The sequence below is a fragment of the Leucobacter sp. cx-328 genome (genome assembly GCF_014530035.1).
Lineage (GTDB): Bacteria > Actinomycetota > Actinomycetes > Actinomycetales > Microbacteriaceae > Leucobacter.
The window spans coordinates 81,833-96,382 of the sequence record NZ_JACVMX010000005.1 but is presented as its reverse complement, the minus strand read 5'-3'; the positions used below and the strand labels follow the sequence as shown (position 1 = coordinate 96,382).

At 62.2% G+C, this 14,550-nt stretch carries 8 protein-coding genes; 5 read left to right on the top strand and 3 right to left on the bottom strand.

Translation table 11 applies throughout. The features are described 5' to 3' along the window. Nucleotides 1–4 precede the first annotated feature (4 nt). The gene (locus ICL81_RS08170; protein ID WP_251381971.1) at nt 5–3,424 is read left to right on the top strand and encodes an ATP-dependent DNA helicase; all 3,420 of its coding nucleotides are present in this window, start codon (nt 5–7) and stop codon (nt 3,422–3,424) included. Here the strand turns inward: ICL81_RS08170 and ICL81_RS08165 are convergent. Then, complete coding sequence (locus tag ICL81_RS08165; RefSeq protein WP_188034417.1) at nt 3,384–4,628, bottom strand: phosphotransferase; 1,245 nt, start codon at nt 4,626–4,628, stop codon at nt 3,384–3,386. The genes ICL81_RS08170 and ICL81_RS08165 overlap by 41 nt on opposite strands. An 81-nt stretch (nt 4,629–4,709) precedes the next feature. Here ICL81_RS08165 and nudC point away from each other — a divergent pair, with 81 nt between their 5' ends. Then, nucleotides 4,710–5,687, top strand: coding sequence for an NAD(+) diphosphatase (gene nudC / locus ICL81_RS08160; protein WP_188034416.1), 978 nt, complete (start codon nt 4,710–4,712; stop codon nt 5,685–5,687). Continuing rightward, nucleotides 5,684–7,402 carry an ATP-dependent helicase gene (locus ICL81_RS08155; protein WP_188034415.1) on the top strand — a complete coding sequence of 573 codons (1,719 nt, stop codon included), beginning with the start codon at nt 5,684–5,686 and terminating at the stop codon, nt 7,400–7,402. The genes nudC and ICL81_RS08155 overlap by 4 nt, the downstream gene beginning before the upstream one ends. A gap of 4 nt (nt 7,403–7,406) precedes the next feature. Here the strand turns inward: ICL81_RS08155 and ICL81_RS08150 are convergent, their stop codons facing one another. Together ICL81_RS08150 and ICL81_RS08145 are read right to left on the bottom strand one after the other, a co-directional pair. Beyond that, the gene (locus tag ICL81_RS08150; RefSeq protein ID WP_188034414.1) at nt 7,407–8,369 is read right to left on the bottom strand and encodes a hypothetical protein; all 963 of its coding nucleotides are present in this window, start codon (nt 8,367–8,369) and stop codon (nt 7,407–7,409) included. 80 nt (nt 8,370–8,449) lie between these two features. After that, nucleotides 8,450–9,862 (bottom strand): zinc-dependent metalloprotease, encoded by a 1,413-nt coding sequence (locus ICL81_RS08145; protein ID WP_188034413.1) that lies wholly within the window; start codon nt 9,860–9,862, stop codon nt 8,450–8,452. A gap of 171 nt (nt 9,863–10,033) precedes the next feature. Between ICL81_RS08145 and ICL81_RS08140 the strand changes: the two genes are divergently transcribed. Further along, a complete protein-coding gene (locus ICL81_RS08140) occupies nt 10,034–11,128 on the top strand; it encodes a PDZ domain-containing protein (protein WP_188034412.1) in 1,095 nt (364 codons plus the stop codon). Between the two features lie 76 nt (nt 11,129–11,204). Then, complete coding sequence (locus ICL81_RS08135; protein WP_188034411.1) at nt 11,205–14,201, top strand: UPF0182 family protein; 2,997 nt, start codon at nt 11,205–11,207, stop codon at nt 14,199–14,201. The last annotated feature ends 349 nt before the right edge of the window (nt 14,202–14,550 follow it).

The following is a 14,550-nucleotide window of genomic DNA, read 5'->3' as shown; positions in this document are numbered from 1 at the left end:
CCCCATGCAGAACGCCCCAGTGTTCTCAGCCACTCGCATCGCAGAGTTGCTCACCGAGCCTGGCGCAACGCCGCTCACCCCCACGCATGAGCAGCGCGCTGTCATCGAGCACGAACGCGAGGGCACCGCACTCGTTATCGCCGGTGCAGGCAGCGGCAAGACCGAGACCATGGCGAACCGCGTTGTCTGGCTCGTCGCGAATGGAGAGATTGACCCAGACCGTATTCTGGGCCTCACCTTTACACGGAAGGCCGCGGGTGAGCTGCGCGAGCGTATCTCCGGTCGTCTGCACACCTTTGTCGAACGCCTCGTCGACAACGCCGAGCAGGGACTCCTGACTGAGCCAGAGAAGTTGCGCGCCGCAGAGCTCGTCGCTCTCCTCGAAGATGGACTCGACCTGCCAGAGGTGAGCACGTACAACGCATTCGCTTCTGGTGTGCTGCAGGAGTTCGGCGCGGCAGCGGGCATCGCCCCCGGGGCAACGGTCATTGATGAGGCCACCGCCTGGCGTGTGGCTCGCGAGGTTATCCTCGCGAGCCATGACCGTGAACTCCTCACGACTGACATGCGTACCCCCGAACTGATTCGCCACACGATGGCGATCGATCACGCGGTCGCAGACAACCTCACCTCGTTTGAGCGGACACGTCAAATCATCACCGAGTTCACGCGGGTACTCGACCTGCCGTACAACGAGAAAGACACCGTCGGTGGCCCCGAAGGCAAGAACTACGCGCCAGTGCGTGATGCGGTCGCAAACGTTGCAGACACCCCGCTGCTCGCGCGTCTCGCTGAGGCATTCGCCGAAGAGAAACAGCGTCGCGGTCTCATAGAGTTCTCAGATCAGTTGGCGCTTGCGTCACGCACACTTGAGTTCGTTCCCGAAGCAGGTGCTGTGCTGCGTCGGCGCTACGGCGTCGTGCTCCTTGACGAGGTACAAGATACGTCAGTCGGTCAGACCCGACTGCTTTCGCGAATTTTCTCGGGTGTCCCTGTCATGGCGGTGGGTGATCCGCACCAGTCAATCTACGGTTGGCGAGGCGCCTCAGCCGAGGGTCTGCAGTCGTTCCATGCTGACTTTGCGGCGCGCGGCACCGGGCGGCCCCAGGCTGCGGCAACGTTGACGCTCTCGACGAGCTGGCGAAACCCGGTGACCGTGCTCGACGCAGCCAACGTGGTTGCGGCACCACTTGCGGCGGCCTCTGAGATTGACGTGCCGAAGCTCGCTCCGCGGCCCGGCGCAAAAGACGGTGTCGTCGAATGGCGATTCCCTGAGACTCTGCACGAAGAGCAAGACGCGCTTGCCGCATGGATGGCAGAGGAACGGGCAGCACACATTCGTGAGAAGAACGAGCTGCCGACCTCTGCGGTCGTCTTCCGCAATCGCCGTCACATGGCGCCGTTCTCGGCAGCTCTCACCGCGGCTGGCGTGCCAAACATCATCGTCGGCCTCGGCGGTCTGCTCAGCACGCCAGAGATCACCGACGTCGTGAGCACGCTGCGCTGCGTGTGGTACGCCGACGCCGGGGGAGACCTCATTCGGTTGCTCGCCGGGCCGCGCTTCCGCCTTGGTGTCGCAGACATCGCTGGGCTGAAAGACGCAGCGCGCTGGTTCTCCCGCCGCGACGAGACGCAACAGGAATTCTCACCGGAAGACATCGCGGCAGACAGTGTGCTGCCTGATCCCGACCGTGACTTCACGCTCATCGATGCGCTCGACCAGATCGCAGCGATCCGCGACCCGATGCGCGGTGGCCGGAAGCACGCAGCTCTCAAAACCATTAGCGACGTCGGTGTTGAACGACTGCGCGAGGCCGGGTGGATGCTCGCGAACCTGCGCCAGCGCGTCGGCGGCGACGTCATCGAGCTGATCCAGGCAACAGTGAACGCGCTGCGTCTCGACATCGAGCTGGAATCTCACGAGGGGCGCGAGCACGCTGGTGGCGCAGCGGCTCTGGCAAACCTTGACGTCTTCATCGACCTCGTCGAGGGCCACCTGGCGGTCGATAGCCGCGGCACGCTCGCATCGCTTCTTGAGTGGATCGAACGCGCGGTCGAAGCCGATGAGGTTGAAGAGCACGTGTCGGCGCCAGCGCCGGGCACGGTGCAGCTCATCACCGCGCACGGATCGAAGGGGCTCGAATGGGACCTCGTTGCGATTCCACGCATGGTTGATGGCGAGTTCCCGAGTACCCCGCGCCGCGGCGTTGGCTGGCTCCGGAAAGGACAACTGTCAGACGAACTGCGCGGCGATGCCTCGGCGCGACCGCAGCTCAACTGGCGTATTGCGACCAACCAGAAAGAACTCAAAGAACGCATCGCTGAGTACGTCACCGAGTCGAAAGACCGCTTCGCGGAAGAGGAACGACGCCTGGGCTACGTCGCAATCACGCGTGCCGCGAAGAAACTGCTGCTGACTGGCAGCTTCTGGGGCGGTCAATCACGTGCCCGTGTGCCGTCGCTGTTCATGCTCGAACTGCAAGAACACGGCGTAATTACCGGGCTGCCCGAATCCTCGGAGCATGAGGAAGACCCGAGCGAGGCCCAAGAACTCACGATGCAGTGGCCCCTTGATCCGCTCGGCCGACGTGCTGATGTGGTGCTGGCGGCAGCTGCGGTGCTCAGTGCGCGCATCGCTGAGGAACCCGAAGAGGCTGACCTCGACATTGACAGCACGGTCCGCCTGTTGCTCGCCGAGCGGGCGGCACAGGGTGACGATGCTGCAGTCGTGAAAACGCTGCCTGGCCGAATCACGGCGTCGACATTCCACGAGTTTGTCGAAGACCCTGAAGCCGCAGAGCGGAGCCGCCTGCGTCCGATCCCGCAGCGGCCGTTCCGGCGCACACGCATTGGTAACCGTTTCCACGAGTGGGTGGAGCGCCGAGCGACGACTGCACACGGCACGAGCCTCGCGCTGTTCGATCTCGAACCCGACACCGAGATCGATTCGGCAGTAGAAGGTCTTGACGCGTTCGTTGACGAGGCTGAGCTGCAACCGCTCATCGAATTGTTCGAGGCGTCGCGCTGGGCAGATCTGCAGCCGATCTCGGTTGAACAGCAGGTGGCGCTGCCCTTTGCCGGCCGCACCCTCGTCTGCAAGCTCGACGCTGTGTACGAGTTGCCGCCACGCGAGGGTGAAAAAGAGCCCCGCTTCGAGGTCATCGACTGGAAGGCAGGCCGCTCACCGCAGACCGCGAAGGAGCGCGAGACACGCTTCTTCCAGCTCGACCTCTACCGGCACGCCTACGCCCAGTGGGCAGGAGTGGCGCCTGAGAGGATCGACGTCTCGCTGTTCTACGTCTCAGAGGGCGTCGAGCTCAGAGGAGACCAGGTGCGCACGCTGCCAGAGCTTGAAGAGATCTGGCAGGCGGCCGCGGAGCGGGTTAGTGACCCTCTTGCGGCTGAGCATTTGGAGCGCGCGTAGGGAGATCGTTGTCGCCGTATGCCTCGGTCACCTGCTCGTCAGCGATCTCTGCGGCCGCCGGGGCCTCAGCAGTCGCATTCGCCTCGGTAGCCGCAGTCGCCTCTGACTCCGTCGTTGGTTCTGCAGCCGTAGCCGCCGTGAGCGGCTCGATGAAGTCGGTGTCATTGGCGAACATCCGATCCTCGTCGAGGGCCTCGTAGGCCGCAGTGTCAGACATATGATCGTTGACATCGGGAGTCTGCTCAAGCAGATCGAGCGCCTCCTCCGCGTTCAGCGGGGCACGCGTCGCCGTCGCGGGCGCGAGCAGGCTGAGCGCATCGACAAAGCGGTCGAGCATGCTCACCGCGTCATCAACGACCTCACGGTCGTGATGTTCGACGCCGTGCAGCAGCCACTTCGCGATTTCAAGCTCGTGGTAAAGGCGGCTCCTGGCAGTGAGCGCGTCAGCGTTACCGGTATCGACGAGCCCCAGGTAGGCCTCAAGAACGGCACCAAATGTGCCCTGCGACGCACCATGCAGCCACGCGAGGTCAGCCGCTGGGTCGCCGACGCCAAACTCCGACCAACCGAGCACACCGAGAATCTCGTCGTCCTCCACAAGCAGTGCTTCGGCATTGAGCGAGCCATGCGTCACGACCGGCGTGAAGTCCCACAGCTCAGCATTCTCGATGACCTCGAGCCACCGACGGTGCACCGTGTCTGGCAGAAAACGGGTCGCGTCAGCGCGATCCACGATCCGGGTGGCGAGCAGGCGCAAATCGTTTGCGGTGCGCACGGGAAGCCCGCCCTGCTGCACGACCGTGCGGGGGAGCGCATGGATCGCTGCGGTTGCCGCTGCAATCGGGTCAACGAGAAGTGAATCCGCTGCGAGTGCTGAGGGATCGATCCGCCCACCAATCAGGAAAGTCGACACAACCGCGCGGGACTCGCCAGTGCGCGTCATTCCGCGTCCTTCTGGGACCGCGAAGGGGAGCTGTGCCCGTGCGCCCTCGGTGAGCGCCGAGAACGCAAGCAAGCTTGCAGCCTGGGCGACTTCAGCTGAGTGATTGCGCGGCACGCTGACGAGAAGTTCTTCGCTCGCGGTGGTGAGCACCGCCGATCGGAAGTCCTGCCCTGACGGATTGTAAGGGCGCACCGCGAGCGGCTCGAGATCCGGTACCGCAGAGGTCGCGAGCGCAGCTAGGGTGAGAGGGGTGCTGGACATGACCTTAGGGTAAGCAACCAGGGCGGTCGGTTCCACGCGCCACGCGCACGAGTGGCGAGAGCAATATCTGGGGAGGATGCGATGAGCGCACGCGAAACGAATCAGACGGGCGGAGTCCCGCTCGGCGCAGGCTACCTTGACCGCGATTCGGCGATCCGCACCCAGCCCGCCGCGCTTGATGCGGCGTGGGCGAGTGAGGCCGCACGAATGCTTGAACTTCGGGCAGGCCAGATTCCGCTACGTCGCGAGTCTGCTGACGTCTCCCACCTCGTACTTGGTTCAACGATCGGTGACCGGCCGGAAGAGGTCGTCTTTATCGGGCGGATGGAAGGTGCAGCGGTGTTTGCACGCGAGCTGCCTGCTGCTGAGGCAGCTGCAGATCAGGCGAGGCCCACCGATCCAGACGTGGAATGGGCGCATCCATTCGCGCGCGGCACCGAGCTGCCCGCAGCCGAACGTGAGATTGTCACGATCGCAGCCGCGCTGTTGAACTGGCATCGCACAGCCGGGTTCTCACCCCAGGACGGCACACCCACGACTATCGCCGACGGCGGCTGGTCGCGTCGCGACGCGAATGGCGCAGAGCTGTTCCCGCGCATGGACCCAGCGGTCATCGTGATTGTTGAGCACGACAACAAGCTCCTGCTCGGCTCGAATGCTCTCTGGGAATCTGGCCGATTCTCGCTCCTTGCCGGGTACATCGATGCCGGCGAAACCGCCGAGCACGCCGTCGAACGTGAGATGCGCGAGGAAGCCGGCGCTCGTGTCACCGACATCACGTATGTCGCTTCGCAGCCGTGGCCGTTCCCGCGCTCGCTGATGCTGGGATTCCGTGCGAAATTGGCGGCGGATCAGTCACCCGCTGATCTGGTCGCGGATCCGGCAGAGATTTCCGAGCTGCGCTGGTTCACCCGTGACGAGCTTCGGCACCCGCCGGTCGGTGTCAAGCTTCCTGGTGAGCTCTCGATTGCGGGCTGGCTTGTGCAGTTGTGGCTCAACGAGGGTGACGAGGCCGACGAGGTCGACGAGTGTAATGCAAGCAATGAGGGCAACGAATGAGCGGCGCAGTTTCGGGCGCTGATGCGGTACTTGCCGGGCTTGACCCCGATCAGCGCGCCATCGCTGAAACGCTCGCTGGGCCAGTTGTGGTGCGCGCGGGCGCTGGTACGGGTAAGACGCGTGCGATTACGCACCGTATTGCGTACGGCGTACGCACGGGTGTCTATGCGCCGGATCGTGTGCTCGCCGTTACCTTCACCCGAAAGGCCGCCGGTGAGTTGCAGGGGCGCCTGCGCGACCTCGGCGCTGACGGAGTGAAAGCGCGCACGTTCCACGGTGCGGCGCTCGCTCAGTTGAGTTTCTTCTGGCCGCAGGTTGTCGGTGGCGATGCGCCCCAGATTCTGAACGGCAAAGTTCCCGTACTCGCGCAGGCTGCCGAGTCGCTCGGCATGCGCCTGAGCACCGATACACTGCGCGATGTCGCGTTCGAGATCGAGTGGCGTAAGGTATCGCGTCTCGACCTCGATACGTACGCGGCCAAGATCGGCGAACGGCCGGCGCTCAACGGTCTCACCCCAGAGACACTTGTCGACATGCATGCGAAGTACGGCCAGATTCTTGAAGAGCGTCGTCAGATCGACTTTGAAGATGTACTCGTGCTGCTTTCTGGCATGCTCGAGGTTGAGCCGCGCGTCGCAATGCAGGTACGTGAGCAGTATCGTTTCTTTACCGTCGATGAGTTCCAAGACGTTTCGCCGCTGCAGTACGAGTTACTTAAGCTGTGGCTGGGTAATCGCAATGATCTTTGCGTTGTCGGTGATGCGAGCCAGACCATTTACTCGTTCGCTGGCGCCTCGAGCGACTACCTACTGGGCTTCAGCAGTGACTTCCGAAATGCGCGTGAATTCAGACTCGAACGCAATTACCGTTCGACCGCTCCCATCGTTGCCGCCGCGAACCGGTTGATGAAGCAGCGCCCGGGCGCACTGCAGCTGCGCCCCATGCGCGGCGCACCAGAGACACCTTCTGGTACCGAGACGCTTGAGGCAACTGCAGCACAGGTGTTCGCGCCCGGTTTCGAATGGTTCTCGACTGACATTGACGAAGCACAGGCGGTCGCAGCCTCGGTGGCCGCCGCAATCCGCTCGGGTACCGCGCCCTCTGACATCGCTGTGCTTGCGCGAACGAACGCGCAGCTCGTCCGAATCGAAGAAGCGCTCGCAAGGCAGGGCGCCCAGTCGCAAGTGCGTGGCGGCCAGCGCTTCTTCGACCGCGCAGACGTGAAGCGTGCAGTGCTGCTGTTGCGTGGCGAAGCAAAAACCGGCGACCCACGGCCGCTATTTCAGGTTGTCAGTGACGCGTTGCGCGCTGGCGGCTGGACCTCGCAGCCACCCGAGGGTGCTGCCGAGCGTGAGAGCTGGGAAGCGCTGAACGCGCTGCTCGGTCTCGTGGACGAAATGCCGGCAGGCACAACGATCCGCGAGTTTGCTGACGAGCTCGTCGCGCGTCAGCGCTCGCAGCACGAGCCGAAGGTAGAAGCGGTCACGCTATCTGCCGTTCACGCAGCCAAGGGTTTGGAATGGTCGCTCGTGCACGTCATCGGCATGAGCGAGGGAATGTTCCCGATCAACTATGCGCAGGACGAAGCCGCCATCGAGGAGGAGCGCCGTCTTTGCTACGTGGCCCTCACCCGAGCGCGGGACAGGCTCTTCCTTTCAGGCTCGCGGCAGTCGGGCTCGGCGCCATCGCGCTTTATCGCGGAGGCAGGAATCTAAGCGTTCAGGCTGCCTGCCGTTCAGCAACCGCGCAACCGCACTCGGGATGCGCGGCTACGGTCTCCCAGTGCATCCCGCTCACGCGTGCCCGCTCAACCGCCTGTTCGGGCGCGCGCTCGCGGTCGCCATCGTCCTCTCCGCAAGTACCGACACCGTTCACTTCGAGCACTAACTGCCTCTGGTGTACCCAATCTTCGCCTTGGCGCCAAGCGTGAACGAACGGCACCGCATGAGCGATCGCGATACGCGTCAACGCCTGACTCTCTGAAACCGGTGTCGTATCGACGAGCTGAGCAGCCAAACGCGGGAGGAGTGGATCAACATCGACCAGGGCGAGCGCCTCGCACGTGTGGCACGGACGCCCCTCGCCGCCTACGAGGGGGCCGATGCGGATCGCGGTATCGGTGTACCTCATGAGTAAATGCGGTGTGCCGCTGAGGAGCCATCGGTGTGTCCACTCGAGGGGTTCTAAATAGCGAATCACCCGCAACACCATGTCAGGGCGGGAAGTGATCCGCGTAAAGGCGAATGCGCCACATGCATCAAGCGCCCGCGCCAGGCCATCAACATTGCGGCCGTTGTCTGCGATAAACGTGCGCAACGCAGGCATGCCGACGCGACCGAGCTCTAGTGCGGGTGGGAGATGCCGACTGAGATACCGGGGGAGCACAGGGGCGAGATTGCGGGCTCCTTCATCTCGGGCGCCCGCCATACGGATCGCCTCGGCCACGGCGGCGTGCGGGTCGTTCACGCCGGAGACGCCTGCGCAGAGCAGCTCGATCACGCGCTTTGCGGCAGCAGACAACGGTCCGAGGCGTGCGGTCACCCGATCGAAACCCAGGCGAAGCACATCGGGGGATTCCCAGCAGAGTGGAACAGCATCAAGCGTCCAGACCGTGTGAGAGGCGCTGCCTGAGGTGGTGTGGGCGGAGAATCGGGCAGGGACAGGATTCGTCGTTCGAGTCATAGATGGCATTGTGAACGTAGCGAGGTCCCGCCAATTGTTATCCACAACTGGCGGGACCTCGCTACGTACCTACAAAATGACTACGCTTCTGGCTGATCTTTTTCGCCTGTGACGCCGTCAGAATCGTCCGAGTCACGCTTGAGTGGCGGCAGGTCGCCACTCAGTAGTCGCGCAAGGTCGGCGTCGAACGAATCGATCTCCGGCTCAGCGTCGGTCAGGCCGAGGCGTACGAGCAGCGACTGTGGATCGTCAACCTCGTCGCCGGTCGGCAACAGATCTGGGTGCGACCAGAGGCCGTCACGGGTTGCAGCATCGCTACGCTCCTCAACGAGACGCCACATCGCGGCAGCCTCACGCATGCGTCGGGGACGCAGTTCCAAACCAGCTAGGGCGGAGAATGCGCGTTCTGCAGGGCCACCTGCTGCGCGTCGGCGACGCACCATTTCAGCGATCGCGTTCGCGCCGGGGAGGCGCTTCGTTGCCTGTTCGGTGACGACGTCTACCCAGCCATCGATGAGCGCGAGCATGGTCTCGAGGCGAGCGTGCGCAGCCTCCTGCTCGGGAGTCTTCGGCGGAATGAGAGCGCCGCTTGTGAGCAACGCTTGGAATTCCTCCGTCTGCGACGGGTCGAAGTCGCGCGCGAGCTCTTCCATACGCGCAGTATCAATGCGGATCTCACGTGCGTAATCAGTGATCGCCGTGAGCAGGCTTAGACGGAGCCACTTGGTGTGGCGGAAAAGACGTGCGTGCGCGAGCTCGCGCACCGCGAGGTAGAGCGTGACCGCTTCAAGATCCTGTTCGAGACCTGAAGCGAATGCGGCAACACCCGAGGGGAGTAGCGCGCCGCCTTCCTTCCCAGCGCCAGAGAACAGCGGGATGCCGACATCGCCAGCCGAGACGACCTCGCCTGAGATTCGGCCGACGATGGAGCCGAGCTGCATCGCAAAGAGTGCGCCACCGACGTTGCGCAGCATAGGTCCTGCCTGTGACAGGATGCCTGCGCGCATTTCCTCTGGCACCTGGCTCTCGAGCGCACCAAGCAGCGCATTCGAGATGGACTCAGCGACGGGCTCGGCCAGGCTGATCCAAGTGTCGATCGTCTGCTGAACCCACTCGATCCGTGAAACGGTGCGGGGTGCGTCCTGCGTCGTGCCGAGCGTAGTTACCTCATCGAGCCAGAGCGACGCGACGGGGAAAGCGCGTTCAGCCGGCGCCGGATCCGCCGGTTGAGTGCCCCCAGCAGCCTCGATCGCAGACTTTCGAGCGAGCGACCAATCGACGCCATCGGTGGTGTTATTCATTGCGCCGCGGAGCGTCTCGAACAGCTTCTTCAGCGCTGCTGGGTCACCTGGTAACCCAGCAGCCCCAGCAAATTTCTCCGGGTCAAAGCCGCCCTCAGGCATTCCCTGACCGGACAGCATGTCGCGCAACATGCGCTGCAGATCCTCGAAGTCGTCGTTCGAGCCAGACCGGTCAAAATCGTCTGCTCCCATGGCATCCTCCTTCAAGAGTGAATGGAATTAACGCTACGGCAAGAGGCTCGGTTTCGCCTGCTAGATTGGCCTCCGTCGCCGGGATTCCGTTGCGCCGACTGCGAACAGCTGGTCAGGGCGCGGATCGCAGCAGCAACGCCATTTCCGAAACGGAACACTGCGAGGAGCGGAATGAGCCAGGAAACCACTGCGGTAAAGCGGTCTTGGAAAAAGCCAAGCGGGACGACGGTTGCCACGATGGTGATTGTGCTTTTGATGCTCGTCGGATTCATCCCTTCGGGATACGCAGTGGAGCGCCCGGGCCCGGTGGTGAACGTGCTGGGTGAAATTGAGCTTGAATCTGGTGCAGTCGAAGTCATCGAATCGACAGATGATGGCGGCTTCGACACGCCTGGAACACTCAACCTCCTCACTGTTTCACTCATTGGTACTCCTGAGCGAAGCGCAAGTCTCTTTGAGATCATCCCAACGTTCTTCGATGCAACCCAGGATCGATTGCCGATTGACAAGGTCTATCCCGACAACATCACGGGCGACGAGCGCAAAGAGTTGAGCGCTGCCATGATGGAGTCCTCGCAGTCGACCGCGCTCATCGCGGCCTATGCTGCCCTCGGTGAGGAGATCACCGTCGAACTTCGGGTGCACGATGTGGCCAAGGGAGAGGCCGCAGAAGGGGTGCTACAGGCCGGCGATGTGCTCATCACTGCGGCCGGTGCGCCGATCACGAGCCTCGACGAGTTCCGAGCGTTGCTCACACAACGCGGCGCGGGAAATCCCGTCGATATAGGGATCCGCCGTGACGGCAAGATGCAGACCGTCAGCATCACGCCGGAACAACCAGCTGATGCTGAAGCGCCGCGCATCGGGGTGACGCTCACGCAGTACGCAGACATTCCAGACACCGTGAAGATCCACCTTGAAGATATCGGTGGACCGAGTGCCGGTCTCGTGTTTGCACTCGGCGTGGTTGATCGGCTCACCGAGGAGCCGCTATTTGACGGACTGAACGTGAGCGGAACTGGCACCATGAGCGCGGATGGCACGGTTGGGGCGATTGGTGGCCTCAAACAAAAGATGTGGGCGGCGGATCGCGCAGGCACTGACCTCTTCCTCATGCCAATCGAGAACTGTGGCCAGGTCCCCGAAAATGTGCCGTCAGGGCTCACCGTCGCTCCGGTTGGGACGCTTGAAGAAGCGCTCAGCGTGGTGCAGGAATATCAGAACGGAACGAAGCCAGCCGGACTTGAACTGTGTAAAGCCAGGTAACTCGCCAGCTCGGACAGGTAGGGTGGTAGAAACCTTGCCCGCGGTGTACTGAACACCGGCGACGAGAAAGCGTGTAATGGCAGACGTGACCGACCCGATTGTTACTGATCCCGCCCAAACGAGGAAGTTTTCACCACTCGCGATTACTGTCGTGCTCGTGGTGGCTCTCGTCATTGCCTTTTTGGCAGTAGCGGCGGTATTTACCGAAGTTCTGTGGTTCCGACAGGTTGACTTCCTGCCGGTCTTCGCGACCCAATGGATCGCGGCGGCGGTGATGTTTGTGATCGGCTTCCTGGGAATGGCCATCCCGGTGTTCCTGTCGATCGACATTGCATACCGCAAGCGCCCCGTCTACGCGCGCTTGACCGCACAGCTCGACCGGTATCAGGAGGCGTTTGAGCCTATCCGCCGCGTCGTGAAGTGGGGTCTACCCGCGGTCATCGGTCTGTTTGCGGCCACGGCTGCGGCATCGAGCTGGCAGAAGGTCATGCTCTGGATGAACAGTTCGCCCACGGGCACAACTGACCCCCAGTTCAACCTTGATATCTCGTTCTACTTGTTTGCGTTGCCGCTGTGGCAGTCGGTGCTTTCGTTTGCCTCGGCAGTCGTACTGATTTCACTCATCGCTGGCGTAGCGACAAGCTTCCTCTACGGTGGCGTTTCGATCTCGGCACGTGAGTTCCGAGTTTCGAAGGCAACTCGTATTCAGGCGGCCATCCTCATCTTCCTCTTCTTGCTGATTCTTGGCGGCAGCCTTTGGCTTGGCCAGTACAGCACGCTGACTGAGAGTACGGCGATCGGTACCGGTGCGATGTACTCGGGTGCCAACGCCGTGATTCCAGGCAAGCAGATCCTCGCTGGCATCGCGGCACTCGTTGCGATCCTCTTCCTGGTGACCGCGTTCACCGGCAAGTGGCGTCTGCCCGTGATTGGTACCTCGCTCTTCGTGGTGTCTGCACTGGTGGTCGGTGTTGGCTACCCCTGGACCATCCAGCAGTTCCGTGTCACCCCCGATGAGAAGAGCCTCGAGTCTGAGTACATCGAGCGCAACATCGAGGCAACCCGTGCGGCATATGGTCTCGACAAGGTCAAGATTGAACGTTATGACGCAGAGACTGACGCTGAGCCAGGCGCACTCCGCGACGATGCCGTTGCAACGGCAAACATCCGCATCATGGACCCCGAGAAGATCGCTCGTACCTTCTCGCAGCTCGAGCAGAGCAAGCAGTACTACAAGTTCCCCGAGAGTCTGAACGTCGACCGTTACGTACTTGATGGCAAGGTCGAAGACACCATCTCTGCAGTTCGTGACATCGATATCTCCGGGCAGACCGGCTGGTACAACCGAACCCTCGTGTACACGCACGGTTATGGCCTTGTCGCTGCTTACGGTAACCAGCGATCGTCCGGTGGCGAGCCCGTCTTCCTTGAGAGCGGTATTCCGAGCACGGGCCGTCTCGGCGAGTTTGAGCCCCGTGTGTACTTCGGAATGAACTCACCTGAATACTCGGTCGTGGGTGGCGAGCGGAAGAAGTCGATCGAGCTCGATTACCCCGCAGATTCTGATGTTGAGTCAACCGCTGAGCAGGCGGCAGAGGGCGAGCCGAGCGAGAAGACCGATGACGCTGAGCAGGGCGCATCCACGGAGGAAACGAAGGCTGACGATAGTCGCCCGAACTTCACAACGTTCTCGGGCGATGGCGGCCCGGTCCTGAATAATGTTCTCACCAAGATGATCTACGCGCTCAAGTTCCAGGACGTCGAGCTGCTGCTGTCGGGTGATGTTGCAGAGGGTTCGCAGGTGCTTTACGACCGCAACCCGCTCGAGCGTGTGCAGAAGGTTGCGCCCTACCTGACGCTCGACGAGTCGCCCTACGCTTCGGTGGTCGACGGACGCATTGTCTGGATCATCGACGGCTACACGACCTCGGCAAACTACCCGTATTCGCAGATGAACGATATGAACTCGCTCATCGCCGATGCCGACACGACCCGCACTTCGCCGCTGCCGAAGAACCTCAACTACATTCGCAACTCGGTCAAGGCGACGGTTGATGCGTACGATGGATCTGTCACGCTGTATGCCTGGGACGAAACCGATCCCATCCTGAAGGCCTGGCAGTCAATCTACCCTGACTCCTTCACCTCGGTATCGGAAATGAGCGGTGATCTGCTCAGCCACGTACGTTACCCGACGGACATGTTCAAGGTGCAGCGCGAGGTGCTGAGCAAGTACCACGTCACTGACGCTGGCGCGTTCTACTCGAAGGAAGACGCTTGGCGTACGCCGAACGATCCCGTCGCATCGAAGACGACCGACGGCACCCAGGAAGTGGCGCAGCCGCCGTACTACCTCACGCTGTCTGCCGGTAAGGAGGCAGAGCCGAACTACTCGATCTACTCGACGTATGTTCCTGACGCGACCGGTAAGAACGCGCGCGACATTCTCACGGGCTATCTCGCCGCGAACTCGAACGCTGGTTCGAAGGACGGCGTGATCTCAGACGATTACGGCACGCTGAAGCTGCTGACCCTGCCAAAGGGCAACACGATTGCTGGCCCTGGTCAGATGCAGAACAACTTCAACACTGACCCGAAGGTGTCAACTGAGTTGAACCTGCTGCGTCAGGGTGGCACCCAGGTGGTCAGCGGTAACCTGCTGACCCTCCCGGTCGGTGGTGGCTTGCTGTACGTCCAGCCGGTCTACATCGAGGCGTCATCTGGTACGCAGTTCCCCCTGCTCCAGAAGGTGCTTGTTTCGTTCGGTGATGACATCGCCTTCGAAGACACGCTTGACGCAGCGCTTGACGAGCTGTTTGGCGGCAACTCGGGCGTCTCTGCTGGCGACAGTAACATCGCAGGCGGCGGCACAGAGGATGCCGAGGCCGGTACCGAAGGCGGCACTGACGGTGGTCAAACGCCGACTGTGCAGACCACGAAGGAAATCCTGAAGCAGATGCAGCAGGCAATCGACGAACGCGATGCTGCAATGAAGAAGGGTGACTGGACGGCCTACGGCAAGGCAGACGAGAAGCTGCGTGCGGCTCTTGAAGCTGCGATCGCTGCAGAGTAGTCACCGCGCCTAGCGCAGAGAGGGAGGGCCCGGAGCATCTGTTCCGGGCCCTCCCTCTGTCTATGCCCAGGGTGGGTGAGCGCCGTGCTCTGGGGCGGCAGCGGCTAGCGGCACTCAAGCCCGCGAAACGGGTACATTCTCCCGAAATTGATGGTTTTAGCGCGTAGAAATAGGTGTTCTCGGGAACCACGGTGTTTCGTCGGAGTGTCTCGGGTGGAGCCCCGAGCTCGACAGCGTTGCTCACATTCAACAGGTGGGGGCAAACCGAGAAACGGTACCGCCCTCACCGGTTGTGCATGTCAAGCACAGTATTCGTAGCGTGATGACAAAGCGAAAGGCCCTGGTCAAG